This is a genomic window from Streptomyces sp. NPDC033174, assembly GCF_055577795.1.
In genome coordinates this window covers 80,516-105,559 of the sequence record NZ_JBVIPQ010000015.1, presented here as the reverse complement: position 1 = coordinate 105,559, position 25,044 = coordinate 80,516, and the positions used below count along the sequence as shown (strand labels likewise).

Below are 25,044 nucleotides of genomic sequence, written 5' to 3'. Positions count from 1 at the left end.
CACACGCAAGGACGCCCTCAAACTCGCCGCACCGGCCCCGGACTCCGGCCAGGCGTCCGATGAGCATTCCGGGCCTGGCCGGTGAGCGGCGCTGCGGGGGCTTTCAGAGTCCGGCGGATTGTGCGGCGGAAGGTCCTGGCGGGTGTGCAGTGGCCCGGAGACGCTCCGCCTCTTCCGCACCTTCGCCGCCATCGAGCTTGCCGGCCTTCCCTCCCTACCCGTGGCGCCCGTGCCGCCTGTGCCGGCCTCTACCGGACCGGGACGGGTGTGGGCGCGGCGCGCCGGCCGCCCGTGCCGTGCTGCACCGCCCGTTCTCCGCGGCGGGACCCGCCGCCCGCCCTCAGCATCGCCAACTGCGCGCCGGATTGCGGTGAGCGGATGTGTTCACCGGTACCCGGTCGGCGCCGGCCGCTCCGTATCAAGCCGAAAGGCCCGAGATGACGACCACCGACCTGCTGACCGAAGGTGACCTGCTGCGCGCCGAGCTGGCCGCGCTGGGCCGGTATGCCTTCCTCGGCCGCGACAGGGCAGTTACGTGCCTGATCATGGCCGTCGACGCGGCTGTCCCGGACGATGAGACCGCCGCCTGCGGCGTCCCGCACATTCTGATGTACACCGGCGAGCAGGCCGGCCGGGCCGGCCGGCCCGCCTCGGAGCACCGCCGGCCCTGGTCCGCGCACCTGCACGGCGCCGATGGCGACTACGTCGCCACCATCTTCGACGGATCATCGGCCCCGCTGGATGCCGCCGCCGCCGCGGCCCTGTGCGCCCGCGCGGTCACCACATGGCTGCGCAACTACCTCGGCGACTTCCCGCCGCGCCCGGAGCGTTTCTGCACCTCGCGCTGACCCGTAGTACACCCCGGCACCGGGCGGCAGTGGCAGCCGCCCGGCGCCGAAATCACCACCCCGCACCGTTCATCCGGCGCGTATGTCCCCTGCGGGGACGCGTCGCGGCCTCCGGTTCGCCGGCGGCCGCGCAGCCGCCCGGAGGAGTGTTCGCCGCAGGTGTGCTGCCTCGGTCACCCGCTCGATGACCTCGGCCTGCCACGCCTGGGCCCGCGGGTCCGCATACTGGGGGTCCTCGTGCACCGCGAAGCCGTGCTGCGCGCCGTCCAGCTCCACCAGCTCGGCGGGCCCGCCGAAGGCGGGCACGTACCGGCGGGACGACTCCACCGGCACGAAGGTGTCCTTCGTCCCGTGGACCAGCAGGACTGGCGCACGCACCGCGCGGAGGTGGACGGGTCCGGATAGAAGACCTCGTTGTGCAGGCACGACCGAGCTCGAAGGGTGACTTCTCCGTGAGCCCGCGCTCGTCCAGGTTCCGGGCGCCGGTGGTGGTGATGTAGTCGCCGTCGAAGTACGGGCGGCTGTCCACGTAGCGGTCGCGGTAGTCCAGGCGCGGGTTCAAAAGCACCAGACGGTCGACGTCGCGTGGCCGGTACGCCGCGTGCATTGCTGCCGCGCCACCGGAGAACGACGCCCCGACCACGTGGGACGGGCCGTCGAACCTCATACCTGCCGGAGGTGATCACTCGCCGCCCGGATGTCGTTGGCCACCCCGGCGATCGTGATGTCCTCCGCCCGCCCACCACTCGCCCCGTGCGCGCGCAGGTCGAAACGCAATGCCCGCCCACCCGCGGCGGCCAGGCCGGCGGCCAGTCGTGCGAAGAACCCGCCCTCCTCCCGCGTCACGCCCGCGCCGTGAACCAGTACCACGACACCCACCGTCTGCGCCTCGGGCAGAGCCGTCACCGTCCCGACCAGCGCCGTACCGTCCAGGGACCTGAACCGAACTTCGTGCTCAGAGACCATGCGCCGATCGTAGAGAGCCGCACTTCCGAGCGAGTCCCTTCGCGTGCAGCCCGCCGGGCGCTTCGGGTGTTCGTGTGCTCACCTTCGTGCCGACAGGGGTAGGCGGTCGTCTCGTGACACCGGCTGCGGATTGCTGTTGAGTGTCACCGCCAAGTAATCGACGGTTTGGCGGAGTTGTTGTGCGTGTGATCGTGTGTGGCTTAGTAGCGGCCGCCTGCTTGTTCGGCCTGACAGCTTGCGCTGGTGGAAGTGAGGGCCCGCCTCTGGCCAGCCGGACAAGAGGTGACATTGGTGAGAGAGGCTCCAGCACGCCGGCCAAGGGCGGTGGGGATTCGAGCGCGTCCGGCTCTGTCAGCCCTTCGCCGTCGACGTATGCGGCACCGGAGGAGTGGACTGAGCCGGTGCGGTGGACGGCGCTGCCGAGCGGGCGGCGCACCGACGACCGCGGCAGCCAGGTAAGTTTCCCGCACAGCACCGAGGGGGCCGTAGCGATGACGGCGGCCGCCAACACCACCAGGATCGAGGGCGACAGGTCTACGGTCGACGAGCAGCTGCGCCTCTTTTACTCGTATGTGCGCAAGGCCGAGCAGTCGCCGGACAAGGCCGAACAGGTCGAGGCGAACGCCCGGCAGACCGACAAGTCCTTCGCCAAGCAGATGGGCGTGAAGGCGGGGCAGCCGCTGCCGCCCGGCGCACATGTGCGCAACCACGTGGTGGGCTACAAGATCATCAAGAAGTCGGACGACGAGGTCAGCGTGTGGCTGCTTGCCCGTGCTGTGGTGAAGGCCGGGGAGCTGGAGAAGGAGTCCGGCTCGTACACCCGCACTGTGCTCGGCGTTCAGTGGCAGGACGGTGACTGGAAGATCACCGGGGACTCCACCGTGCACGCTCTTGAGTCTGTGAATGGGCAGACGAAGCCGGAGATGGTGGCACCAGGCGACGCCGCGTTCAACACGGCCGGATGGACGGCCATCCGGGAGGCCTCATGAAGCACGGCTGGCAGGGCTGCTGCTCAAGCGTCGCTGCGGGCGCCCGCCTCGGCCTCCTTCGCAAGCGGATCCTTCTCATGGCTTGAGCGAGCCCTCGGTTCCGGCTTCCGGTGCTCCGTACTTGGGCTGGCCCTGAGCTGATCAGATGACAGAGGCCAGCTTGGGTACGACCGGGTCGATCGCGTGCTCGTCGAAGAGGCTCTCAAGAAGTTCCAGAGCAGTGTGGCGGTCGAGTGCCGTAGGTCGTGGAAGCGGATGCGGCGGAGCCCGGCCCGATTGAGGAGTCCGAGGAAGTGGCGGGTGACATTGGCGGGATCGAGGGAGCTGCCCGCCGTTGTGGTGAAGACGAGACCGGAGGTCTGGGTTTTGGTGGGGAGCGACGTGAGGCCGGCACTGCTGGTGCGCTGGAGCGACCGGCGGATGCTTGCCGTACCACCATCGGGGTCGAGGTCTTCCCAGTGGAGGCCGAGGAGTTCGCCTTGGCGGAGTTCGGTGCGCGGGGCTAGTTCGTACAGTGCGTGCAATCTGTCACCGCCTGCCGCATGGAGGAGTTGTAGGGCCTCGGCTGCTGTGAGGGGCTGGAAGCGTCTCGGCCGGGGTTCGGTGGTTTTGACATTCCGGGCGACGTTGCGGGCAGCCCGTCTTCTCGGCATGGGGCCGCTGGAGCGTCAACGGCGCTGGGCCGGGATGGTTGCGCCGACCGGGGGCCGCCACCCTGGATCCCCAGCGCGCGATGATCCAGGCCGGCGTGCGGGCCTTCCGGATCCGCCGGCCCGCGCCGCTGCCGCTGTCGGACACTGAACTGGGTTCCCTCCAGACGCCGTTCTACCTGTCATGGGCAAGCGCAGCCTGCTCGTGCACCCGAAGCGGCAGCTGGAGCGCGTACCGCGCCTGATCCCGGGGGTCCGCGCCGGGATCGTCACCGCGACCGGCCACGGCCTGCAGATCGGCCACCCCGACCTGGTCAACGCCCGGATGCTGAGCTTCATGGAGGATTCGACTCCCTCGACTCGGCGGCGTTGCAGAGGGCGGCCGACGCCGCTCTGTACGGCGGCAAGCACTCCGGCCGCGCGATCCTCGTGGCGGCGCGGCGGGAGGCGTACGCGAACGACCTCGGCCAGGAGACGTCTCTGGTGGCGGTGACGGCCCGCTCGAACCGCAGCAAGAGCGACGAGGATCCGGCGGAGTGGCTGCCGCCGATGGGTTCGTCGGAGGTGCTGTGCCGGTACGGCGCGGAGTGGACGGCGACCAAGCTCCGCTGGGGGCTGGCGGTGGATGAGCTGGAACGGGACCGGCTGCAGGACATTGCGGCCAGCTGCGGCGGCATCGTGTGGCCACCCCCGCTCCGTGGACAGGCCGACAACCTCGAGGGCCGCCACCCCGCGGGGGTGGCGGCCTTTCGCCGTCGTACTGTGCCGCAGCGCGTCGGCGCCGGGAATGCCTCCGCCGAAGCCAGCTTGTCAGTGCTGGTCCGTAGCGTCGAAGGCGAGGGCCTGGACCTGTCGGCCGAAGTTCGCGGGCCGGCTATGCCGGTGTCAGCGGGGAGGCGTCTTTGGCGCTGTCCGGTGGTTCGTGGGTGAATTGCCGGACAGTGCCTCGGTCCAGGCGTGCTGGTGAGATCAGCCGTTGGCCTGGTCCATGGCGGGCTTGATCTGCTTGGCCTGGTCGACCATGTCCTTTGTGATTGTCCCGCCCTCGCCCTTGGTAATGACCTTGCCGAGGAGGCTGCTGAGGCCGCGGGCGATGTCGCTGAAGGCGCCGAGGCCGCCGATGCTGCCGACGCTGTGGATGCCGTTGCTTCCGTCAGGGGACATGAGCATTCCTTGCGCTGTCTGCTCCCTCGAATGAGGCGGCACGGTCGACCACTTCCGGGCTACCCCGCACGTCACATTCCTGCGGAAGCAGGAAAGCCGGTGAAGACAAGTGAGACGTTCTGCCCACCGAAGCCGAAGGAGTTGCTGAGCACGGCCTCCTGGGGGACGTCTCGTCGCTCTGCGACGACATCGAGGTCGATGTCGGGACCGACGCCAGCCTTGGTGAGGTTGCGGGTCGGCGGGATGACGCCGTGCTCCACGCTGAGGACGGCGATGAGCGCTTCGATTGCGCCGGCTGCGCCGAAGAGATGGCCGAGCGCTGCCTTGGGGGCTGTCACGGTGGCGCGGCCGAAGACCTCTCCGATCGCACGCGCCTCGGCGACGTCGCCGACCGGAGTTCCGGTGGCGTGGGCGTTGATGTGGCTGATCTGCTCGGGAGCCAAGCCGGCTTGCGCGAGGGCCTTCCGCATAGCGGAGATCTGACCGGAGCCGTCGGGAGCGGGTGCCGTGATGTGGTGAGCGTCGGCGGCGATGCCAGCTCCCGCGAGTACTGCGTGGACGCGCGCGCTCCGGGCGTTGGCATGCTCGGCGCTTTCGAGCACCATGACAGCGGCGCCTTCACTGAGGACGAATCCGCTGCGGTCCGCGGCGAACGGTCGTGACGCTGAGGCGGGTTCGGCGGTGTGCCGAGACAGTGCTTGTGCCTGGGCGAAGCCGGCGACCGTGATCGGGGTGATCGCGGCCTCGGTTCCGCCCGCGATGACCACGTCCGCCTCGCCGGCGCGGATGAGCCTGGCCCCCAGGGCGATCGCCTCGGCACCGGAAGAGCACGCCGAGACGGGCGTGTACACACCGGCCCGTGCGCCGTACTCGATACTGATCAGCGCCGCCGCTGCATTGGGCATGAGCATCGGGACCGTGCGTGGCGAGACGCGCCGAGTGCCGGCCGCCTCCAGCACGTCGTCTTCCTTCAACAGCGTCCCTACGCCACCGATGCCCGTGCCGATCGCCGATGCGAGCCGGTCCGGGTCCACCTCCGGGGCGCCGGCATCGGCCCAGGCTTCGGCCGCCGCGGTGAACGCCGCCTGCTGCGAGCGGTCGAGCCGCCTGGCCTGCACTGGCGGCAGCAACTCGGCGGGGTCGATCGCCATCGTCCCCGCGACGGTGTCGGGAAGGCCGTTGTCCTTGTGGCCGCGCAGGACGCCTCCACGGATGCCGGACTCGCCGGCAAGCAGGGCGTCCCAGGTGGACGCCACGTCTCCACCGAGTGGTGTGATCGCGCCGAGTCCGGTCACGACGACTTCAGTCCGGTGCATGCACCTCGACCTTTCTTGTATGCGATACAAGTGAGCAGGCCTTGTTTGTATCACATACAATTGGGGCGTGGACAAGAAGCGAACCGAAGCCCGAGCAACACCGACTCCGGCGCTCGACCGTGGTCGCGCGACGAGGCGCCGGCTGATTGAGGTCACTGCCCAGCTCTGCAAGGAGCGGCCCGGTGCAGAGGTGAGCGTCGCGGAGATCGCGAACGCGGCAGGGGTCTTCCCCAACCAGGTCACCTACTACTTCGGCTCCAAGGACTCGCTGCTCGTGCACGCCGCTTTCCTCGGCCTGCTGCACGACACCCGACGGATGGAGCGCATCGGTCGCCAAGCCCCCGATGCGGCGACATTTCGGCGCAACATCGCCCGCGCCGTACTGTCTCTGCCCTCGCTCCCATCAGTCGCCCGAGCACTCGCAGCCGGGATCTCCAAGCCCGAGCTCGCCCCCGTCGTCGACCAGCACCTCCAGTTGCTGTTCCGACAATCCGAGCGCTATGTGAGCCAGCTCATCGCCGGTCGCGGCTGGAAGGCCCGTCGATCACTCGACGTGGAGGCCAGGACGTTCTGGAGCACCGCGCTCGGCGCAGTGCTGCTCGTCCGCGCCGGGGCACACGGCACCAACGCCGACCTTGACCTCGCCGGAGCACTGACCATCCACGACGACTCCGAACCCGGCTAGCTCAGCCGGCCAGGTCCACGGCGGTGACGTGCGCGGTTGCCGTGCGACGACGACCTTGTCGCGGTCGGCGTCGCGGTCGGCATATTCGCCGTCGCCGACTGAAAAGACCTCCGCAACGAGCGCGACCGGCTCCAGGCAGCCTGCGCCACCAACTGGAGAGTCCCAATGCACGGACAGCATCGCCACGTTCGCCGCTGTCGTCGCGACCCTGTGGATCGCACACACGATCGGGGACCTCTGGGTGCAGACCTCGGTCCAGAGTGCCGACAAGGGTCAGCGCGACCGCAATCCGGGCCAGTCCAGCCGCGTCGGCCGTCTCGCCTGCACCCGCCACGTCGCTTCTCTGGGGCTTGGCTGGATCTGAGATCCCAGGATCGCATTGGTGACCCAGGTCAACGGCTTGTGTCGATCCGGCGCGGGTGCACGACAGGTGTCGCAGACCGAGCTGTTGAGGATGCGCTGCAACGCGGCAACCCGCACGGATTCGGGGGCGCTGCCTGTCGGCAGTGATCGAACGATAGGAACGGAAGCTGCCTTGGGCGTCCGGCAACAGGGCGAAGAAAAGACCGGCTGCCGTGTGACGCCGATAGCCTGCGCAGATGAAGTCGGGAGCGAGCCCTCGCGACGATAGTCGGCTCAGCGGTAGGCGACGCGCTGGGAGCCCCTTTCGAGTTCGGTCCCCCGGACGCGTTCTCTGCCCGGTTCCCAGAACGCTCCGCATCGTCTCTGACGTCGTCCCGATAGGCCACCGCAACATGGCAATTCGGACGGCCACTCGAGGCTACGGGCCCGGCGGAGGGCGGTTTGGCTGATCACCGCGTGCCGGATGCGTCACCGCCGGAGCCAGCTTGGCCGACGGGGGACACCAAGCCCGTGGTCCCGTTAACGCCCAGTTGTTAACGAATGCGGTCAATTATCTCCATGGCTGATGGCGGACCGCTGTATGTCGTCCTCTCAATCTGGCCTCGAGCTGTGTAGGTCCACCGCACATGACCGCTTGAAGTATCGAATACCTTCACATCGTTGCCGCCTTCCCTGACCAACACCGCACCCTGAGCCGCTAGCGAGGAACTTCCGTGTATCAACGAGCTAAGAAGTTCTCGCTCTATGCGCGCCTTCCATGCGACATCTCCATTTTTCGGAAAGATGGCTACCGTCGAAGAAGAATTGACCAGGTATAGCATGTCGAGGGGAGCGAGATGGCCTCTGTAGTGCTCAAGGCTTGAGAGGCTGTCGTTCCCCGCCACCTCCGCATCCCAGAGTTTCCTGCCAGTCTTGCCGGACAGGGCTACCACACCATCGGTAGTTGCGGTGTATACAGTGCCCTTGTTGTAGACTGGGTTGCCGACACTTTCAGCCGCATGCCAAATGTCGTGGCCCGTATCTATTTCCAGCGCATGCAGGCCGGTAGCGTCAGAAAAGAAGAGCATCGTCTCTGAGGTGGTCATTGCGTCTGAACGTAGTTTTTCCACCTTGCGGGACCATTTGTGCCCTCCTGTGCGCGAATCGAACACGCGGAGTCCCGTTTCGGTCTTAACAATCACAGTTCCTTCTGTCGCCGCCAAAATCTCGCCTTCCTCTGCGGTCACCTGCCATTTCGTGGAGCCGTTCGTGATGTTGCTCGCCCTGAGGGTGCGGTCGCCGCTAGAAAAAAGGGTGTCAGTCTTCAGATCGACAATAGAATCGACGAATTCTCCTTCTAGCTCCCATTCCTTGGTGCCTGACTCATGGTCCAGTGCGCATATTCCACTTCTTGTGTTCACGAGTAGAGTGGAGCTTCCAGTTCCAATAGGAGTGCCGACGCACCCCTCGCTGATGCTCCATATCGGGTCACCATTTGCCGCGTCGAGCGCGTACAGGCCGATCGAAGTTGGACCTACGGCGCTGGCGTACACGCGGCCCCCGCCACTGATGTGGGTCACGCTCACAGCTCCCTGCGGGTGAAAGCTCCACATCTCTTTACCGGTAGCCGGATCTAGCGCGCTCAGGAAACCGGCGTCATCGGCCACGTAAAAACGCCCACCTTGTTCAACCTTCGAGGGGGCTGCACGCCGAGGCTTTTCCTCCTTGGGAACTTCGTCTCTCTCCCATGGCGCCGCCAGTACTACGGCTATCGCGGCTAAGAGGGCGAGTAGCGCCAGGGACGATACATAAACGTTCAGTTGCCTTGTGTTGTTTCCGATTTGAATCGACGTGGGGCCGTGAAATTCAGACTTGCTGAGCGTATTCGACTTCGCCGCGTGTTCGGATCCTCTCTTTCTTGGCGTCATTCCCTGCTTTGGCTCCAGTGATTTGTTTGTGTTGTGTTATCGCCGATGTTTATGGCGGTTTGGCTGTGGAATCTGTTTTGGCTGGCGATATTTCGGTGGCTTTCTGAACTGGGCTCGTCGCTTCCCGGACGAGGTTCATTTTCAGGTTGCCCAGGGTGCCCGGCGCTCTGTGTGGTGCCTCGGTTCCCGTGTTGGTAGAACGTCGCGAATGCTGCGATGGCCAATCCGAGTGAACCGACGAAGAATCCGAGAATGCTGGCGAATTTGTCGGCGTCCTCGAGGCCTATGTACGCGAAGTAGCAGCCGATAACGAGGAAGATCACGCCGGTAGGGCCGCAGCTCCAGAAAATCCGTCGCCGTTGGATCGTCATGTCGCCATGATGAAGCAGAGAAGCTGGCCTGTCTGCACGTCTACTGAAAGATCTTCATTTCAGCCGCTGGATGGGAACGGTAGTTCCGTGAGAGGCGGTTGCCGATGCTGACCTGTACATGCAAGCTCGACACCTTGCAGTAGCTCTTCCGCCCTGCCGGCGCGCGCGGCGTGCTGGGCTGCGTGCCGCAGGACGTACGGGTCGGCACCTGCCAGGTGGGCCTGCCATCCTCCGCTGCCGGGCTGGTCTGCCACCGCCCCCACCTGGCGTCGTGGCTGCTTGCTCAAGGCATCGTCCCCCGAGTTCACCTTCCCCGAGCCGCTGGGTCCGCAGTGGCGGTCCGCCTGGAAGACGGACGGAGTCTCCTGGTCCACTTCGACCGGAACCAGCCCGTCACCTGGGACCCACCACGTGGGAACCATCCTGGGACCCGGCGTACGTGACCCGTACGCCTCGCTCAGCGCGGCTACCTCTACCGGGTGCGCTTCGACGACCGGCACGGGGGCGGCCTCAGCATGCGGTTCGGCACCGAACTCCATGGCCAGGGCACGGCCCACTGGGACAGCTTGGACGACATCGTCCTCACCCCCGACGGGCTGAATCCAGGACCAGGCCGCCCGCCGCCCCCGTGCCGGCCGCCGCGCCGCAGCCGGTGAGCGCTCCGGCCGAGCGGGAGATCGTCAACATCACCTCCCGCACCACGCACGACCCACGGCGAGCCGACCCCGTCCAGGAGGTACTGCGCCACCTCGACATCGACAGTCCGAAGCTCATCCGGGCCTCTGTCGCCAACATGCAGCGGCTTCTGGAGACGGACCTGCCCCCGGACGACGCCAACCGGCTGCGCTTCGCGCTACGGAGGTGTGAGTGGCGGCTGGAGGAGCACGCACTGCGCCGGCGGAAGGTTGTGCAGCATCTGAAGGAGGAGCCGACGCAGGAGCTGCACTACCTGGCCGTCGGACTGATGAAGGACGACCCTGACGCCTCGCGAGAAGAGAAGGACGTCGTCGCTGCCCTCGCGACCCGAAGGAGGCAGGCTCGAGTCGAGCAGCGAGCCGCCCAAGGAGCGTGCGCGCGAGGAAAGGCGCGAGGCCGAGCAGCGGGAGCGCGAGGCCCGGCACCAGGCTGCGGAGCGTGAGCGGGCCGAGAGGGCCGCGGCCATGGACCGAGACAGGCACAAGCCAGTGAACGCTCCATCCAGCAGGCGCGCGTCGAGAAGGTGGAGAAGCTCGCCCCGGCCGTCCGTGGCGCGTTGAACAAGGCGGCCCGCGAACGCCGCACCACCACATGGCCGGAACTCCAGGAGAAGACCGGCCTGCGCCAGCACGGCAGCCTCGACCACCTGAACAAGATCGAGCTGCTCGTATTGGTCGAGGCCGGTACCGCTCCTGAGGACCCCTGTGGTCCACACTCCTTGTCGCCGACGACGACAGTGCCGCGCTTAGCCTCCGCCGTGACATCTCACTCCTCGGCCGGCCCCTGCCCGACAGCGACGTCGACCTCATCAACCAACTCGCCGCCGAACGGAGCCAGCTGCACCGCCAACAGTGACCGGGCGGACCGCGCCCCAGAGCTATCCCGCCCCTCCTTCTCCATGAGGGGAGCAGGCGACCCGGGCCGGGGCGCGGCCGCGCTGGGCGAAGGAGGTGTCGGCGATGCGCAACAGGTCGGCAGCGACCGCGCGCACGCCTCGTCCCAGCCGTCCTCGAACTTCTTGCCCGAGCCGTGCGGGGAGCTGCTCGCGGAGACCCAGGTGTGCTCCCCGGCGACCGCCCCCGCCTCACTTGGGCGACGAGCTCGTCCGCCCGCTGCCACAGGCTGATCTGGCCGAGCCGGATCGCCAGCTGCGAGCGCGACGGCCACGACGTCCATCACGACCACCGCATTCCGATTGCGGACAGCTGTTCCATCCGCTCCGGCGTCAGCGTCGAGGCCCTGCTCCGCTGATTGCCGATCCATGCACCGAGCCGGTGCTCCCGCTCCTCTTGGTCCTCGCCGACGATCCGCTCGATGTGCTTCCTCGGGACCTGAAGGTGCCCCTCACGCTCGTAGAACTGCTTGGCGGCCTCGTGTTGCATGGCCCACTTGTCGGCCTGCGTACGGCGGGCTTGGGCTTTTCGTCGTCGGGGTCGGGTTCGGGTTCGGTGTCGAGGACGTGTTCGCACATCCACTGCTGCACGGTCGTGAGCTGGTCCCACCCGAGCCGCACCGACGTCACCCACCGCCCGAGGTCCTCGCCCTGGCGCAGAACTTCGCCCGCCTTGGTGGGCAGCGCCTCGCCGGCGTCCAGGTGTATCCGCACCAGGTGGAAGCAGCGTTGCCACGTCACCGGCCAACTCGGGCACCAGGAGCGGTCGAATTCCCCCAGCTGCTCGCGCCGCTCGTCCGGCAGCGCCCCGGCCGACGACTGAACCGGCAGGCCCTCGGCACGCCGCTGGTCGATCTCCACCGCCTTGCGGGTGATGGGCGTCGGGTGATGGTCGATCCCGCCGCGAACGCGGCGAGCGGCGGCGGCCGGGAAGGGCTGCCGGGCGCGGAGCAGTATGTGTGAGACTCCTCTAATTGATCACTCGGGGGGAGTTTCGCGTTGAACGCGCTGTTGAAGAGGGTGTGGATCGGGCTGGCCGCGACCTTGATCGTGAGTCTGGCCGCCGTGGTCCTGCCGGACCACATCCAGATAGACGACGACGGGCGCATCCACCTGGGCGCGTCCGCGCCCACGCCGTCCCCATCCACGGCGGCGCCCACACCGGAGTCCACGTCACCGCCCCTCACACGGGACGCTGTGGACGAGGTGATCCGGACCGCGGTCAGCGCGGCGGGCCTCGACCCGGCACAGGGCCGCCCGACCGTCGCGGCCGGCGCCAACTCGAACAGGACGGGCTGGATGGCCGTCCGCGAGAAGACCGCCGCACAGTCGGAGATGAACGCGATCTGCGCCGGCCTGGAGCGCCAGGGCTGGACGCTGAACCCGAACGGCGACCGCCCCGACGCCTCCCGCAGCTACAAGCGCGGGGGCTGGTACCTGCTGGTGAGCACGCGCGGGAAGACCCAGGCGCCGTCCACCACCTCCGCCTTGACCGACTCGCAGACCTACCTGACCCTGACCGGGCTCCAGCTGAACCTTTCCGACATACCCCTCCCCGAGATCACCGTCCGCATCGGCTGACCCCCTCACAGAGAAGCCCACACCGTCTTAGGACACCCCGGCGCCCTGGGGCCCGGCCGAGTTGGCCGGCCCTGTGCGGGAGCACTTGTCCCACCTGTAGCCGCGCCCGACATGGCGACGTCGTTGCTTTCGTCGCCGCAGCTGCCTGAGGCCTCTCTAACGACGTGGTCGGCTATTGAAGGTCGGGGCCAGGGCTGTGTGGGTGGAGGATCCGAGGTGCTGACAGGTAGTGGTGGTTCGGCCGCTCGTGAACGCCGGTCCTCCGGCAGGACTTTGCGCATATCCTCCGGACATGGTTGATCACCGCTCGGTCGACGTGGGAGGGGTCCGGCTGGCCTATCAGGTGTCGGGGCCGCTGGATGCTGTTCCGCTCGTCCTGTTGCACGCGCTGGGCGAGGACGTCACCGACTGGGACGCGGTGACACCCGTCCTCGCCCGCAGCCGACGGGTATACGCTCTCGATCTTCGCGGTCACGGCCGGAGCGATTGGCCGGGGAACTACTCCCTCGAACTCATGCAGACCGATGTGCTCCGGTTCCTGGACGCTCTGGGGCTTGGCCCGGTGGACCTGATCGGGCACTCCATGGGCGGGATCGTGGCCTACCTGCTCGCGGAGGAGCATCCGCAGCGGGTGAGCCGGATGGTCCTGGAGGACGTTTCGGTTCCGCGTCCCCGGGAGCCGACCACCCCGACCAGGCCGGACGGCGACCTGGCCTTCGACTGGGAGATGGTGCTGGCCGTCAGGAGGCAGATCGACCTGCCTGACCCGAGGTGGCTGGAGCGGCTCAGCCAGATCACCGCCGAGACTCTCGTGGTGGCCGGCGGTCCACGCAGCCATGTGCCCCAGGACGGCATCGCCGAGCTGGCCCGCCGCATCCCCGGCGGGCACATGGTCACCATCCCGGTCGGACACCTGATCCATCACGCAGCGCCGGAGGCGTTCGCCGAGGCGGTTTCGGCCTTCCTCTTTTCGGAGGGGGACTCCCGTCCCGCCCGCCGACCATGAGCGCGACGTCACCGGCCGTGACGTGAAGGAGCCCGCACGGGTTCTTCGAGTGTGACCCAAGAAGTGGGCCCGTGCGGCCTTGTCCCATCCTGCCTTCACCGGCCTCTCCCGTGCACATCTCGCCGGTTTGATCGAGGAGCTGGCCGGGCCGTTGGCAGGCACGGCGTGAGTCCGCGCTGCGTGACCGTCGCGGCTGGGGACCGCCGTCGGCAGGCCGGGGCCGGGCGCAAGCACGAGCTGGTGTTCACCACCGGGTGCTGCTCATGCTGGTCCACCTGCGCACCCAGCTCCCGCACGCCGCGCTCGCCGAACTGTATGGGGTGGGCCGCTCCACCGTCACCGAGGCCATTGGGGAACTCCGGCCGCTGCTCGGCGACCGCGGTTTCGCCGTCCCCGACCGGCCCGGCCTGCGGCTGCGACTTTGGCCGATGTGTTCGCCTACGCAGCCGCTGAGGGTGTGAAGCTGCGGATCGACGGTACCGAGGCCATGGTCCGCCGCCCCCGGGCCCACCGGCCCGGCCGCTGCGCGTTCGTGTCCGGCAAGAAGAAGCAGACACCGTGAAGACCACCACGATCGGCGACGGCCAAGGCCGGACCCTGTGGTCCGGGGCCGACCGGCCCGGACGAATCACGCTCAGACCGCGATGCGCACCGAGGGCATCGCCGAGCAATTCCGCCTGCACCCACGGGTGAAGGCTGAGGTCGACGAGGGCTGCCGGGGAAAACGGAACGCGCGCCTCTGGTCCCGGGCGCTGCCATGGGTGATGATCAATAGACCCCACGGCACGAAGCAAGGGGGCACCCATGCCTGTGTGGCGCCACACCTGCGGACCCGGGCGACCGCGGTCCGCGCCGGCCCCTTCACCACGCTGGTGCCCCTGGCCGACTGGTACGACGGAAAGATTCTCGCGTCCGTTCTGACCTGGGATCTGATGGTTGCCACGGACCGGACAGTCAAGAAGCTGCGCGGCACGCGCCTGTGGCTATCAGCCCGCGTCACAACCGTGACCGACGAGGACCTGGCGCTTCAGTACTGGGAGACAGATGACCGTCCGCCGCCGCCCGCTGCGGACTCCTCCGCCGTCGAGCCGATTCCGTACCTGCTTGGGTCCACGAGCCTGACTCATGAGCCGGAGTGAGCGGGTCATGCGACCTTTCGCGCGCACCGCCTCGCCGAGGGAGCGGCAGCTCACGCACAGCGGGTTCTGAGGGGGAGATCCCGTGGCGTGAGGTGGAGCTTGTCGGGTTCGTGCAGCTCTGCGCCGTACGCGTGACGGTTTGGGATGCAACAGGTGCATCGACATCACGGTTCGTGGCACGCGCAGGCCAGTCGACTGGGCAGGAGACGAGCAGTGGCGCGGTGTGGACACCCGCTACGAGAAGACCACCGCCACGGGTCTACCGCAAAGAAGGCCACCTCGAAGAGGACAGCCACCAAAAAGGCGATGAAGACGACGCGCAGGCGGGTCCGCCTGAAGAGCGATGCCGAGCACCTACCGGCACCGCACGCGCGTCCCAGATGCCCTGCGGAGCCTGCTGACATCCCCGGAGGCTCCGACGGGACTCGGGTTGCCCTGGTTTCCGGGACGTCCAGGGACGGTTGTTACTGTCGCGCGCACGTGCGATCACGCATGTGTCAGTCGGGGGAGGAACACCTGTTGAAGAACAACAGAAGAATCGTTGCGGCCGCGGTGACTCCAGTGCTGGCGCTTGGGTCGGTCGGCGCCGGTACCGTGGCCGCCAGCGTCCTGGCAACGGCCACGGAAGCCGCAGCTGCCCAGGCGGCCACGTGGACCGCCCCGCGGGACCTGACGGAGTCGACCCAACACAAAACCCTCCTCGACGTGGCGACGACGGCGGACGGCACGGCGGTGGCCGTGTGGATCCGTCAGCCCCCCGGGCAGCTCGAGGGGGAGTTGAACGTCGCGATCCGGCCCGCAACCAGCGCGGTCTGGGGTGCGGCCAAAGTCCTGGGCTCCACCGCGCCGTCTTCGTCGTCGAACGTCGTGCTGGTTCCCGGATCCGGCGGATCCATGCTCGTGACCTGGGACGATGGCGCAGGTAGAGGGCTACGTACGAGCACCCTGACAAAGGGGACGGCCACCTGGTCCGAGCCGACCACGATCGCCTACGCGAACACCATCACCAATACGGTGCTCGCGCACAGCACGGACACCGGCAAGAGCGTCGCCGTCTGGACCGAAGCCGACTGGAGAGATCCTGACGGAAAGAACCGCTTCGTCTACGTGTCGGAGAGCACGGCTGGTGGTGGCTGGTCGGCGCCCGAAATGCTGAGCAATGCTTCGGTCGGGAAGCCCCAGGTCGCGATCGCGCCTTCTTTTCACACCGCGGGCCGCATCGCCGGGAAGTGGAACAACCCCATCAATCTCGGCAAAACCCCTACCTCTCAGGCCCGGGGCCAGGTCGCGGTCGGCGCTGACGGCAACGCCACGGCGGTCTGGGAAGAGGAAGACCATCTCTGGACAAGCACCGCGACTACGTCGGCAGCGACGGATTCCCCGACCTGTACGCGCAGACGACGTCCGGCGCGCTGTACGTGTACCGGGGCAACGCCAGCAAGACCGTTTCCGCGAGGGTCGGAGGCGGGACCTGGCCGACCACGTCCACGGTGCTCCCTTTCGGAGACCTGAACGGCGACGGCTGCAACGACACCCTTGTCACCACCAGTGTCGGCGAGCTGTACCGCTACCATCCCGCCTGCGGCACGCCAGTCACCCCGGCCGCGCCCCGTACCCGGATCGGCAACAGCGGCTGGAACGGCTTCGACGCGCTCACCTACTCCGGCGACTTCAACGCTGACCGCGTCCCGGACCTGGTCGCCCGTCAGATCTCCACCGGGGACCTCTACCTTTTCGCGGGGACCAAGGCCGGCGGCGTCACTCGGGTGAGCAAGATCGGCAGCGGCTGGAAGTCGCTCACCATCGTCGGGACCGGCGATCTCAACGGTGACAAACACGCCGACCTCATTGCCCGTACCTCGACCGGCTACCTCTACCGCTACCTCGGCACGGGTCGTGGCACCATCGGTTCCGGCGTGAAGGTCGGCACCGGCTGGGGCGGCATGGTGAGCATGGTCGGCATCGGCGACCTCACCGGCGACGGCAAGAACGACATCGTCGGCCGCACCAGTGCCGGCGACCTCTACCGCTACGCCGGCACCGGCACCATCGGCTCCGGCGTCAAGATCGGCACCGGCTGGAAGCCCTTCGCCACCATCAAGTAAGCGCGCGTCCGTAGAGGTAGGGCCTGCCCACCCCCACGGACGCCGGCCAGCACGTCGAACGGCGCCGTCGGGGGCTGCTGCGAATCAGCGGCATGTTGCCGGCACCGAGCAACGCAGCTCGCTGTGCGCATCGACCACACCAAGGTCGCCCTCACCAGACACTCGCTCGGCGGCTCCACCGACCCCGACACCGACCACGTGCACCTCGTCGAGCCCCGGATCAAGGGGGCGTACTGCTCGCCGCGCCCGGCAGGAGCGGCAATGTCCTCAACGGGCCGATGGCCGAGCTGTGGCCGATCAACGGAACCGTCGACTTCTCCAGGCATGTCGGACCGCGGTTGGTGGTGAACTGCGGCGAGCGCCAAAGCTCGGCGGCTCACCTCGTGCCGACCGACGGCCCCGTCAGCTGGTCGAATCGTTCTTCTCCGGCCGAGCAAGGCCCAGGAGGCCGCGGATTAGGGGCAATACGCGATTCTTGCTCGTCACGGGGAGCGACTGCATTCGGCTGGCAAGCTCACGGATTTCTGCATCTGCCGGCTCAAGCGGTAGAGCGGTTTGCTGCTGCGGCTGGGGTGCTTTCTGCGGCTGCTCGAGGGCCATGGCCAGCGCTGCGCTTAGTTCGCGTCCGAGGCGATCGTTTGCCCGATCGCGGCATGGCCGGCACACGAAGTGTCGGTCTCGGATGGCCGGCAGCTCCCGCGAGACGCCGCTGCGCCCGCAGCCGTGTGCGCAACCCCCGCGTCCCCCGGATATGGCCGGGTTCGCGGGAACTCCAAGGTCCGGCCCCCGGTCCCGTGTCCTTGGCCGGTCCACTCGCTGACGGTCACCGGTCCGCGAAGCAGCCCAGGATGTGACCCTGCGCACCCCCTGACCTCGCCTCATCTAGTGGCCTGGACTGTTGTGGAGAGTGACAGGCTCGGGAATGATCCCGGGTGTGGCCATCTTCCTCGCCGTCGCACTCGGCGTGTTCATCCCCGTGCTCTACCGCCTTCTGATAACCCCCGGTCGTGTTGACGCCTGGGTTGGAGAGCACTTCGTGGCGTCCGCCTACGGTCTTCCGTCCCGTGAGCAGCTGGACTCGCGGCGTCCGGGCCCGCCCTCGGCGGCACACCGGACGGAGGAGCGCCAGGCCGTCGCCGACGCTGCGTGGGGAGGGGACTGGAAGTCCGCCGAGCGGTACGTCCGGGCGGCGGGCGAAGAGTGGGACGAGCGCTGGGCCCGGCTGGAGCTCCTGCAGCAGGTCGCCCGGGAGGACGACGCCTGGCTCGTCGCCTGGCGCGCCGCCGAACCCGGGAACTGCGACGCGGCCACCCTCCACGCGAGCCTCATGGTTCACCGCGCCTGGGAGATCCGGGGCAGCGGGTACGCCCACGAGGTCATGACCTCGGACATGAACCGCTTCCGCGCCATGCTCACGGCCGCGATCGAGGAGGCGCGGCAGGCCGCGCTACTCGACCCGGCGAACCCGGGCCCCTGGGTCGTCATGGTGACTGCGGCGCGCGGAGCGCAGTACCGCCACGCGCAGTTCAAGCCGCTCTGGAATGGGCTCATCGCCCGCGCGCCCCACCACTACGAAGGGCACTGGCAGGCCCTCCAGTACTGGTGCGCAAAGTGGTTCGGCAGCGACTGGCGGATGATGCGGTTCGCCCGCCGGGCGGTCCGCAAAGCCCCGCCCGGCAGCCCGCTCGCCGGGATCTATCTGCACGCGCTGAACGAGCTCACCGAGCGGTCCGCCACCGTCGCGCCTGCCGCCATGCCTTTGGCGAGGAGTGTGCTCAAGCGGATCGCCGCCTCGTTCGAGCGGGTCGCGCCCGACGACGAGCGCCTGCCGGTCCTGCGCCACCTGCTGGCGCATTACATGCTCCGGTCGATGATGTACGCGCCCGCCCTGGAGCAGTTTCGTCTGATCGGGCCGTGGTGCGGCGCTCAGCCCTGGCGCAGGGAGGGGAACCCGGTCATCGCCTTCGAAACGGCCCGCGGCACGGCCGCGAAGCTGTCCCGGACCCGTCCCGCCCCGCCGCAGGACGGGATGGGCCGCTAGCTAGGCCAGAACCCATCCGGTCGATCTCGCGACCCGTGAGCGCGGCCTGCTCCACGACACCGTCGGTTCGGGCCGGAGCACAGCAGAAACCGGGTCGACCCTGCGGGATGCCAACTCTGATGAGAACCTTTGAAAACGGCTGTGGCGGATATTTCGTGATGGCCAGTTCTAAACATCCGTCATGACCGGCAATGCCCCTTCACCAGCATGGTGTTCGTGGGGGACGAACAGTTCTGGGATCTGGTGTGGCCCGACGTCGAGGGGCTGGGCATCGCTGCGGTGATCGTCGTCGGTGATGCTGTGTTGGATCGACCTGCATAGTCGGCAGCCGACGGTAACGTGCCCTCGTGCGGCGTGACCGCTTCACGCGTGCACAGCACGTACATTCGGCGCCCGGCGGACCGCCGCCGCCCGCGACCTCGCGCACGAGTTCAGCACCATCGCCCGCGAACGCCGCGGCCACGACCTCGCTCACTGAGCCTTTTCAGGGTGACCACTGAACGGGTGACGGTGCTGCTGGGGGCGAGGGACCGCAACGCACGAGGCTCCCTCCCGTGCCGTTGGAGGAGGTGTTCGAAGTCTCAACCCACCGGCACAGGAGCCTCGTTGGTTCCCTATCGTGCCGCACTCGACCTGCCTCACACCCTGGTCGAGTGGGTCACGATGCTCATCGTCACCCGTGAGGCGACCGGCGGTGCAAGCTTCCGCCGCACCAGCGTGCGCTGGTCGCCCTGGTGTACTTGCGCCGTCACGACACCCTCGCGCGCATCGTGGCCGGCTTCGGGATATCCGTCGGTACCGCTCACGCATACGTCACGGGCGTCGTCGGTCTGCTCGCCGACCGTGCTCCTGGCCTGCTGGAGGTCCTGCGCGAGAGCGACCCGGACTTCGTACTGCTGGACGGGACCCTCGCCGAGTGCGACCGGATCGGCGACGGCCGCGGCGACTACTCGGCCAAGCACCGCCGCCACGGGGTGAACGTCCAGGTCGTCACCGACCCCACCGGCAAGGTGCTGTGGATCTCGCCCGCGCTGCCAGGCCGCGCCCACGACCTGACCACGGCCCGCGGCCACCGGACCATCCGGATCTGCGAGCGACAGGGCGTCCCCGTCCTGGCCGACCGCGCCTACCTGGGTGCCGGCCCGTGGGTCACCACCGGCCTCAAACGACCACCTGGCGGCGAACTCACCCCCCCACAGCGCACCGTCAACCGCGTACTGGCCCAGGCCCGAGCTCCCGTCGAACGCGGCATGGCACGGCTGAAGTCCTGGCAGATCTTCCGCAGAGCTCGCATCAGCGCCGACCGCATGACCGTCATCGCCAAGGCCGTCCTCACCCTGAAGACGCAACGCTGAAAAGGCTCAGTCATAGCCCCTGAGAATCCGGATCCGACTGGGCGGATGTTTCGCCGCCCTCCGCCTTCCGGGTGACGTCCACTGCCCTGTTTCAATTCCACCGCAAGCGACCTTCCTGCCGAGGAAAACCACTGATTCGGGTGAATCACGGGCTCTTCCCTTTTTCCTGCGACGGGCAGCACCAACGACCGGCATGCCGGAAGGCATCACTGGATCCAGGGCGGAATCGCCGCACGGATGAATGACAGCCAGTCGGCTAAATCTTTGGTCATACATTTCTTGATGCAATTGATTACTCCGGCAACACGCCCAAGTCAATGATCACCCGAGTTGGGCCCCCGCGTAATATGCCGCCGAACAGAAAGAGGCGATTCCGTTCGATGAGGAACGCCGGAAGTCACCATCCCCCCAGGAGTTGGCTCCTCGATGAGACTGAATATCGCCGATGCGTCGCATCGGCGCACGATGACGGCCTGGATCGCGGGGGTACTCACCCTGCTGGTCGCGTTGGCCGTTGTGGCAGTGACACCTATGCGGGCAAGTGCCGTCGCAACCGAAGTTGAGCTGGGAACGGCGGAAAGCTTCGCGGTACTGGGTGGCTCGGCCGTCACCAACACTGGCTCCTCGGTGATCAACGGAGACCTCGGAGTGAGTCCGGAGTCGTCCATCACCGGATTCCCTCCCGGAACCGTGAACGGGGCCGTGCACGTCACGGATGCTGTGGCTGATCAAGCCCAGAGCGACCTGACGACGGCGTACAACAATGCGGCCGGGCAGGCACCGGACGTAGTTTTCCCCGACGATCCTCCGGTGGAGCTCGGTGGTAGGACGCTGACTCCAGGCGTCTACAAGGCCCCTGTCAGTGCCGCCATCACCGGTACGCTCACCCTGGACGCCGACGGCGACCCCGACGCTGTCTGGGTGTTCCAGGTCGGTTCGACGCTGACGACGGCGTCCGCCAGCGAGGTGTCCCTCATCGACGGCGCCTCGCCGTGCAATGTGTTCTGGCAGATCGGAAGTTCGGCCACCCTCGGAACCGATACCACCTTCGTGGGCACCATCATGGCCCTGACCTCTATCAGTGTCACCACGGGGGCGGACATCCAGGGTCGCGCGCTGGCCCGTAACGGCGCCGTGACGCTTGACACCAACGTGATCACCCGACCGCTGTGTGAGGGCGACACCACCACCACCGCTGACGCCGCTGCGGCAACGGGTGATGACGCCACAACGGGTGATGACGCCGCTGCCGCCACCGGTGATGACGCTGCTGTCACTACCGCTGACGCCGCTGCCGCAACGGGTGATGACGCCGCAACGGGTGATGACGCCGCTGCCGCAACGGGTGATGACGCTGCGGCCACGGGTGATGACGCCGCTGCCGCAACGGGTGATGACGCTGCGGCCACGGGTGATGACGCCGCTGCCGCAACGGGTGATGACGCTGCGGCCACGGGAGACGACACAGGTGGTCACGACACGGGCGGTCACGACGATGACTGCGACCACCCCGGCAAGCCCGGCAAGCCCGGCAAGCCCGGCAAGCCCGGCAAGCACGGGAAGCCCGGCAAGCCCGGCAAGCACGGGAAGCCCGGCAAGTCCGGCAAGCCGTCGTGGCACAAAGTGCACATTCACCACTGAGTGAGTTCCTCCCGCAAATCGGCGGGAGTGGCGAGTCGCGCGTGGATCCCCTTTGCGGAGTGCGCGCACGGGTGGTCGCCCCCACACACGAGTAAGGGGTGGCGCGCGGCGGATCGTCGTTGATTCCGTCGCGCGCCACGCGGAAGCAGGAGAAGCTGGTGCGAGCAGTCGCAATGGGAAGGACCGGGTGGGGTCGTGCTGGGCGGCGTTGAGTCGACAAATGCGAAGGATTCACAGCAGGCCGGCGCTGAGCCGGCAGCGCAGGACGGTGGCGAAGGACCGCGTGGGACTCGTGGAAATTCAGAGCCACCTCGCCTACTGATCGCTGGAACGGGAGTCGCAGTTGCCCTGTGCCTCGCAGTGACCCTGGCCCATGTTGTCCTGGTGTTTCTGTACGTGGCGCCCTCGAACGCCATTTCCAAGGCGTACAACCAGCAGATCAACGCGTGGGTCCGGCCCTTGTTTTCGCAGAACTGGCGGCTCTTCGCCCCGGATCCGCAGTCTGTCAATCGGCAGATCTCGGCGAGGGTCGGGTACACAGCGCCGAACGGCACCACGCAAGTAAGTGAGTGGATCGACGTGAGCTCCAGGGACGATTCCGCCGTCAAGCACAACGTCTTCCCGAGCCATACGGCACAGAACATGTTGCGCCAAGCCTGGAATTCCTACCTCAAAACGCACGGCAGCGACGACCAGCCACACTCGGAGCGGGCTCTTCTTATCCAGAAGTATCTCCGCAACATCGCAGCCGACCGCGTCACCGCTCAACGGGGCGGCACCTTCGACTCCATCCAGCTACGGGTGACCACGCTGTCCATCGCCCCTCCCCGCCCGGCGAACGGCTCCCGTCCGGCCGCCGCGGCGCCTGCGCCGGCCGTGACCCGGCACCTGCCCTGGTGGAAGGTGGACTCGCAGTGAAGCGGAGTGAGCAGACACCGAACGCGGCGGCCACAGCGCCCCGAGCAACCACCGAACAGGCCGCCGTACACATGCTCCAGCGCGTGCTCGATCGGATCCACGTCTTCCTTGTCCTCCTGACCGAGCGGCCGGTCTCCCTGTACGCGGCGGCGATGTTGCGCATCGGGTACGGGCTGCTCTATCTGGTCTTCCTGCTCCGTGAGTTTCCACACCGCGACGAGATGTGGGGCCCTGGTTCGCCATGGACACCCGAACTGGTCCGACTTATGTACGACCAGAGCGGATGGGCCAGCGTCCTCATGCTGTCCGACAACCGGGCGTACTTCGAGGTCTGCTACGCCGTTGCCCTTGTCACGTGTGCGCTGTTCGTGCTGGGCTGGCGCACGCGTGCGGTGTCCGTGCTGTTCGCGGTCGTGGTGGTGTCATTTCACGCCAGAGCGATCTACATGGCGGACGGCGGGGACAACCTCATGGTCCTCATGGCCGTCTACCTGCTCTTCACCGCGTGTGGTCGTCGCTGGTCCCTCGACGCGCGCAGGACCCGGCTCAAGGCCGCGGCCGGCAAGACTGCAGTTCCCCGCGGATACGGTCTCCGGCACCAACTCGGCGATACGCGCTCCATCTTGACCACCGTGCTGCACAACTGCGGCATGTTCGTCATCGCAGCCCAGGTCTGCTTCCTCTACGGATGCGCGGGACTGTACAAAGTGCAGGGTCACAAGTGGGCCGACGGCACCGCCCTCCACTACGTCCTGAACATCGACCTGTTCCGTCCCTGGCCTGAGTTGTCCCAAGTCATCGACGGCCACCACGCACTGCTCACCGTCGTCGCCTATATGACGGTGCTGGTGCAGGTCGCCTTTCCGTTCGTCCTCTTCAGCAGGCTCAAATACCCTGTCTTGATTCTGCTGCTGGGCATGCACGTGAATATCGCGGTGCTCATGGGACTGCCACTGTTCTCTGGCGCGATGATCGTCGCAGATGCCGTGTTCCTGCCGGACCGCTTCTACCGCGTCGTGGAACGGCTGGTGCGGTATGGCATCCAACGAACCAGCGTCACGGGAGCGGAAGCCTCCGCCGGGACGACACCTCCTGCAGTACCTCCACAGCCCGGACCGCCAGGCGACGCACACCCCGCTGGCCGATCACGTTCCCCTCATGGCCCGCGATGAACGGAAGGTGTCGTCGTGGTTGGCGTTGGAGTCGTAGCCCTTGTCGCCGAGCAGGGCCTCGGGGCGTCTGCGGGGACGGCCGGGTCGGCCCGCGACGGGCGGGATGCCGTCGACCAGGGCGAGGGTCTGGGTAACGTCGTTGACGTTCGCCGCGGTCGTGATGACCTTGAGCGGAGTGCCGCGTCCGTCGCAGATCAAGTGGTGTTTGCTGCCTGTCTTCCGCTGGTCGACCGGCGACGGACCGGTGTCGGAGGCCCCTTTTTCGCGCGGATGTGAGAGCCGTCCACGCAGGCCCTCGACCAGTCGAGGCGGCCGGCTGCGTTCAGTTCGGCCAGCAGGATCCGGTGCAGCTGGTCGAAAACCCCTGCCTGCTGCCAACGTTCCAGGCGTCGCCAGCAGGTCTGCCCGGAGCCGAACACCGACTCCAGCGGCAGGTCCGCCCTGGTGCACGTCAACACGCTGCTGATGCAGCAGGTCCTCGCCGACCCGAAGTGGGCCGACACGCTCACCGATGCGGACCGGAGGGCGCTGTCGCCGCTGTTCTGGACGCACGTGAACCCGTACGGCAGGTTCGAGCTGGACATGAACAGCCGCCTCGACCTGGGCCTGGAGTTGACCCCAGCAGCGACGGTGCCCGGCCCGCGCGCTTCCGAGGGCCGGGGCGCCACGGCATCCACCTGAGCAGAGCCGGGCGCACGGTGGAGGCATGGCCGGGCGGGTGCGCCGCTGTGCGTACATCTTCTGAATCCACTCCGCCGCCCCGCCCTTGGCGGTGATCTTCCGCGCTTGTCCTGCAGGTACATGTTCTCGGATGAGGACGGCGCCAGCCGGGGAACGGAAGCGGCATTGCCTGAGAGAGCGGGGCCCTCGGCGGCGGCCAGCATGTTCTCGATGAGGTCGGCGGCGCGCGGGGTGCCGCCTCGGCCCGGGCGGCGGCCTGCAACTGCTTGGACCGGTCGACGCGTTCCGGATCCACGACCAGGTCGTTCAGCGCCGCGCGAAGGGTCTCGGCAATGGCGTCAGCGGTGTCCACACGGCGGGCGACGCCGAGCTCCACGAGCCGGTCGGCGTTCATGAACTGCTCGGCTCCCTGCGGCACGGCGAGACTCCGGCGTACCTGCTCCGGAGCCGTTGCGCAATCTGGCCAGCGTGACCACGACCGTCCCCGGCCGCCGAGGCGACCGGTTCCGTCTTGCCTGCCGTGACTCGTCCGATCCACCTGGCCCGAGAGCCCGAGGC

At 67.7% G+C, this 25,044-nt stretch carries 24 protein-coding genes and 6 pseudogenes; 20 read left to right on the top strand and 10 right to left on the bottom strand.

Going from position 1 to position 25,044, the window contains the following annotated elements:
- Nucleotides 1–437: 437 nt before the first annotated feature.
- Nucleotides 438–848, top strand: coding sequence for a hypothetical protein (locus tag ACZ5VC_RS32270; RefSeq protein WP_469123519.1), 411 nt, complete (start codon nucleotides 438–440; stop codon nucleotides 846–848).
- Between the two features lie 69 nt (nucleotides 849–917).
- On the opposite strand, the gene ACZ5VC_RS32265 is transcribed toward ACZ5VC_RS32270, so the two are convergent.
- Entirely contained in the window at nucleotides 918–1,226 is a 309-nt protein-coding gene (locus ACZ5VC_RS32265) for an alpha/beta hydrolase family protein (protein WP_469123518.1), read from the bottom strand.
- Nucleotides 1,227–1,511: 285 nt separating this feature from the next.
- Nucleotides 1,512–1,814 (bottom strand): alpha/beta fold hydrolase, encoded by a 303-nt coding sequence (locus tag ACZ5VC_RS32260; RefSeq protein ID WP_469123517.1) that lies wholly within the window; start codon nucleotides 1,812–1,814, stop codon nucleotides 1,512–1,514.
- A gap of 491 nt (nucleotides 1,815–2,305) precedes the next feature.
- Between ACZ5VC_RS32260 and ACZ5VC_RS32255 the strand changes: the two genes are divergently transcribed.
- A complete protein-coding gene (locus ACZ5VC_RS32255; protein WP_469123516.1) occupies nucleotides 2,306–2,803 on the top strand; it encodes a DUF8175 domain-containg protein in 498 nt (165 codons plus the stop codon).
- A gap of 215 nt (nucleotides 2,804–3,018) precedes the next feature.
- Here the strand turns inward: ACZ5VC_RS32255 and ACZ5VC_RS32250 are convergent.
- Nucleotides 3,019–3,435: pseudogene (locus ACZ5VC_RS32250) on the bottom strand (tyrosine-type recombinase/integrase); the annotation flags it as partial.
- A 56-nt stretch (nucleotides 3,436–3,491) separates the two neighbouring features.
- Here ACZ5VC_RS32250 and ACZ5VC_RS32245 point away from each other — a divergent pair.
- Together ACZ5VC_RS32245 and ACZ5VC_RS32240 are read left to right on the top strand one after the other, a co-directional pair.
- Nucleotides 3,492–3,799 (top strand): annotated as a pseudogene (locus tag ACZ5VC_RS32245) (alpha/beta fold hydrolase); the annotation flags it as partial.
- A 65-nt stretch (nucleotides 3,800–3,864) separates the two neighbouring features.
- Nucleotides 3,865–4,122, top strand: a pseudogene (locus ACZ5VC_RS32240) (HNH endonuclease); the annotation flags it as partial.
- A gap of 300 nt (nucleotides 4,123–4,422) precedes the next feature.
- Here the strand turns inward: ACZ5VC_RS32240 and ACZ5VC_RS32235 are convergent.
- Nucleotides 4,423–4,617: a hypothetical protein gene (locus tag ACZ5VC_RS32235; RefSeq protein WP_469123515.1), complete on the bottom strand. Its 195-nt coding sequence runs from the start codon at nucleotides 4,615–4,617 to the stop codon at nucleotides 4,423–4,425.
- A gap of 71 nt (nucleotides 4,618–4,688) precedes the next feature.
- Entirely contained in the window at nucleotides 4,689–5,933 is a 1,245-nt protein-coding gene (locus tag ACZ5VC_RS32230; RefSeq protein ID WP_469123514.1) for a beta-ketoacyl-[acyl-carrier-protein] synthase family protein, read from the bottom strand.
- Nucleotides 5,934–6,000: 67 nt separating this feature from the next.
- On the opposite strand from ACZ5VC_RS32230, the gene ACZ5VC_RS32225 reads away from it, so the two are divergent.
- Nucleotides 6,001–6,618: a TetR/AcrR family transcriptional regulator C-terminal domain-containing protein gene (locus ACZ5VC_RS32225; RefSeq protein ID WP_469123513.1), complete on the top strand. Its 618-nt coding sequence runs from the start codon at nucleotides 6,001–6,003 to the stop codon at nucleotides 6,616–6,618.
- Between the two features lie 627 nt (nucleotides 6,619–7,245).
- Nucleotides 7,246–7,329 (top strand): annotated as a pseudogene (locus tag ACZ5VC_RS32220) (ADP-ribosylglycohydrolase family protein); the annotation flags it as partial.
- 185 nt (nucleotides 7,330–7,514) lie between these two features.
- Here the strand turns inward: ACZ5VC_RS32220 and ACZ5VC_RS32215 are convergent.
- Nucleotides 7,515–8,888, bottom strand: a complete 1,374-nt coding sequence (locus ACZ5VC_RS32215) for a PQQ-binding-like beta-propeller repeat protein (RefSeq protein WP_469123512.1) — start codon at nucleotides 8,886–8,888, stop codon at nucleotides 7,515–7,517.
- Nucleotides 8,885–9,259 (bottom strand): hypothetical protein, encoded by a 375-nt coding sequence (locus ACZ5VC_RS32210; protein WP_469123511.1) that lies wholly within the window; start codon nucleotides 9,257–9,259, stop codon nucleotides 8,885–8,887. The genes ACZ5VC_RS32215 and ACZ5VC_RS32210 overlap by 4 nt, the downstream gene beginning before the upstream one ends.
- A 628-nt stretch (nucleotides 9,260–9,887) precedes the next feature.
- Here ACZ5VC_RS32210 and ACZ5VC_RS32205 point away from each other — a divergent pair.
- Nucleotides 9,888–10,397 carry a hypothetical protein gene (locus ACZ5VC_RS32205; protein WP_469123510.1) on the top strand — a complete coding sequence of 170 codons (510 nt, stop codon included), beginning with the start codon at nucleotides 9,888–9,890 and terminating at the stop codon, nucleotides 10,395–10,397.
- A gap of 733 nt (nucleotides 10,398–11,130) precedes the next feature.
- Here ACZ5VC_RS32205 and ACZ5VC_RS32200 read toward each other — a convergent pair.
- Nucleotides 11,131–11,337, bottom strand: coding sequence for a helicase associated domain-containing protein (locus ACZ5VC_RS32200; RefSeq protein WP_469123509.1), 207 nt, complete (start codon nucleotides 11,335–11,337; stop codon nucleotides 11,131–11,133).
- Nucleotides 11,338–11,414: 77 nt separating this feature from the next.
- On the opposite strand from ACZ5VC_RS32200, the gene ACZ5VC_RS32195 reads away from it, so the two are divergent.
- The 12 genes and pseudogenes from ACZ5VC_RS32195 to ACZ5VC_RS32140 all read left to right on the top strand — a co-directional run bounded on the left by ACZ5VC_RS32195 (nucleotide 11,415) and on the right by ACZ5VC_RS32140 (nucleotide 23,805).
- Nucleotides 11,415–11,810 carry a hypothetical protein gene (locus ACZ5VC_RS32195; protein WP_469123508.1) on the top strand — a complete coding sequence of 132 codons (396 nt, stop codon included), beginning with the start codon at nucleotides 11,415–11,417 and terminating at the stop codon, nucleotides 11,808–11,810.
- 36 nt (nucleotides 11,811–11,846) lie between these two features.
- Nucleotides 11,847–12,428 (top strand): hypothetical protein, encoded by a 582-nt coding sequence (locus ACZ5VC_RS32190; RefSeq protein ID WP_469123507.1) that lies wholly within the window; start codon nucleotides 11,847–11,849, stop codon nucleotides 12,426–12,428.
- Between the two features lie 292 nt (nucleotides 12,429–12,720).
- A complete protein-coding gene (locus tag ACZ5VC_RS32185; RefSeq protein ID WP_469123506.1) occupies nucleotides 12,721–13,434 on the top strand; it encodes an alpha/beta fold hydrolase in 714 nt (237 codons plus the stop codon).
- 263 nt (nucleotides 13,435–13,697) lie between these two features.
- On the top strand, nucleotides 13,698–13,895 hold the full coding sequence (locus tag ACZ5VC_RS32180; protein WP_469123505.1) for a transposase family protein: 198 nt from the start codon (nucleotides 13,698–13,700) through the stop codon (nucleotides 13,893–13,895).
- 183 nt (nucleotides 13,896–14,078) lie between these two features.
- Nucleotides 14,079–14,573: a hypothetical protein gene (locus ACZ5VC_RS32175; protein ID WP_469123504.1), complete on the top strand. Its 495-nt coding sequence runs from the start codon at nucleotides 14,079–14,081 to the stop codon at nucleotides 14,571–14,573.
- A gap of 519 nt (nucleotides 14,574–15,092) precedes the next feature.
- Complete coding sequence (locus ACZ5VC_RS32170; RefSeq protein WP_469123503.1) at nucleotides 15,093–16,085, top strand: hypothetical protein; 993 nt, start codon at nucleotides 15,093–15,095, stop codon at nucleotides 16,083–16,085.
- Nucleotides 15,992–16,678 carry an FG-GAP repeat domain-containing protein gene (locus ACZ5VC_RS32165; protein ID WP_469123502.1) on the top strand — a complete coding sequence of 229 codons (687 nt, stop codon included), beginning with the start codon at nucleotides 15,992–15,994 and terminating at the stop codon, nucleotides 16,676–16,678. The genes ACZ5VC_RS32170 and ACZ5VC_RS32165 overlap by 94 nt, the downstream gene beginning before the upstream one ends.
- A gap of 934 nt (nucleotides 16,679–17,612) precedes the next feature.
- Nucleotides 17,613–18,719: a hypothetical protein gene (locus ACZ5VC_RS32160; RefSeq protein ID WP_469123501.1), complete on the top strand. Its 1,107-nt coding sequence runs from the start codon at nucleotides 17,613–17,615 to the stop codon at nucleotides 18,717–18,719.
- A gap of 606 nt (nucleotides 18,720–19,325) precedes the next feature.
- Nucleotides 19,326–20,074 (top strand): annotated as a pseudogene (locus ACZ5VC_RS32155) (transposase).
- Nucleotides 20,075–20,500: 426 nt separating this feature from the next.
- On the top strand, nucleotides 20,501–21,715 hold the full coding sequence (locus ACZ5VC_RS32150; protein WP_469123500.1) for an ice-binding family protein: 1,215 nt from the start codon (nucleotides 20,501–20,503) through the stop codon (nucleotides 21,713–21,715).
- A gap of 384 nt (nucleotides 21,716–22,099) precedes the next feature.
- Nucleotides 22,100–22,633, top strand: coding sequence for a DUF5819 family protein (locus ACZ5VC_RS32145; RefSeq protein WP_469123499.1), 534 nt, complete (start codon nucleotides 22,100–22,102; stop codon nucleotides 22,631–22,633).
- A 71-nt stretch (nucleotides 22,634–22,704) separates the two neighbouring features.
- Entirely contained in the window at nucleotides 22,705–23,805 is a 1,101-nt protein-coding gene (locus ACZ5VC_RS32140; protein WP_469123521.1) for an HTTM domain-containing protein, read from the top strand.
- Here the strand turns inward: ACZ5VC_RS32140 and ACZ5VC_RS32135 are convergent.
- A complete protein-coding gene (locus ACZ5VC_RS32135; protein WP_469123498.1) occupies nucleotides 23,779–24,003 on the bottom strand; it encodes a transposase in 225 nt (74 codons plus the stop codon). The genes ACZ5VC_RS32140 and ACZ5VC_RS32135 overlap by 27 nt on opposite strands.
- A gap of 246 nt (nucleotides 24,004–24,249) precedes the next feature.
- Here ACZ5VC_RS32135 and ACZ5VC_RS32130 point away from each other — a divergent pair, with 246 nt between their 5' ends.
- A complete protein-coding gene (locus ACZ5VC_RS32130; RefSeq protein WP_469123497.1) occupies nucleotides 24,250–24,486 on the top strand; it encodes a Tn3 family transposase in 237 nt (78 codons plus the stop codon).
- A gap of 197 nt (nucleotides 24,487–24,683) precedes the next feature.
- On the opposite strand, the pseudogene ACZ5VC_RS32125 reads toward ACZ5VC_RS32130, so the two are convergent.
- Nucleotides 24,684–24,910, bottom strand: a pseudogene (locus tag ACZ5VC_RS32125) (glycosyl transferase); the annotation flags it as partial.
- Between the last annotated feature and the right edge of the window lie 134 nt (nucleotides 24,911–25,044).

Coding starts and splice junctions, on each gene's coding strand:
- ACZ5VC_RS32270 (WP_469123519.1), top strand. CDS start 438: ATGACGACCACCGACCTGCTGACCGAAGGTGACCTGCTGCGCGCCGAG.
- ACZ5VC_RS32260 (WP_469123517.1), bottom strand. CDS start 1,814: ATGGTCTCTGAGCACGAAGTTCGGTTCAGGTCCCTGGACGGTACGGCG.
- ACZ5VC_RS32255 (WP_469123516.1), top strand. CDS start 2,306: ATGACGGCGGCCGCCAACACCACCAGGATCGAGGGCGACAGGTCTACG.
- ACZ5VC_RS32235 (WP_469123515.1), bottom strand. CDS start 4,617: ATGTCCCCTGACGGAAGCAACGGCATCCACAGCGTCGGCAGCATCGGC.
- ACZ5VC_RS32230 (WP_469123514.1), bottom strand. CDS start 5,933: ATGCACCGGACTGAAGTCGTCGTGACCGGACTCGGCGCGATCACACCA.
- ACZ5VC_RS32215 (WP_469123512.1), bottom strand. CDS start 8,888: ATGACGCCAAGAAAGAGAGGATCCGAACACGCGGCGAAGTCGAATACG.
- ACZ5VC_RS32210 (WP_469123511.1), bottom strand. CDS start 9,259: ATGACGATCCAACGGCGACGGATTTTCTGGAGCTGCGGCCCTACCGGC.
- ACZ5VC_RS32200 (WP_469123509.1), bottom strand. CDS start 11,337: ATGCAACACGAGGCCGCCAAGCAGTTCTACGAGCGTGAGGGGCACCTT.
- ACZ5VC_RS32185 (WP_469123506.1), top strand. CDS start 12,721: ATGGTTGATCACCGCTCGGTCGACGTGGGAGGGGTCCGGCTGGCCTAT.
- ACZ5VC_RS32180 (WP_469123505.1), top strand. CDS start 13,698: ATGCTGGTCCACCTGCGCACCCAGCTCCCGCACGCCGCGCTCGCCGAA.
- ACZ5VC_RS32175 (WP_469123504.1), top strand. CDS start 14,079: ATGCGCACCGAGGGCATCGCCGAGCAATTCCGCCTGCACCCACGGGTG.
- ACZ5VC_RS32150 (WP_469123500.1), top strand. CDS start 20,501: ATGAGACTGAATATCGCCGATGCGTCGCATCGGCGCACGATGACGGCC.
- ACZ5VC_RS32140 (WP_469123521.1), top strand. CDS start 22,705: ATGCTCCAGCGCGTGCTCGATCGGATCCACGTCTTCCTTGTCCTCCTG.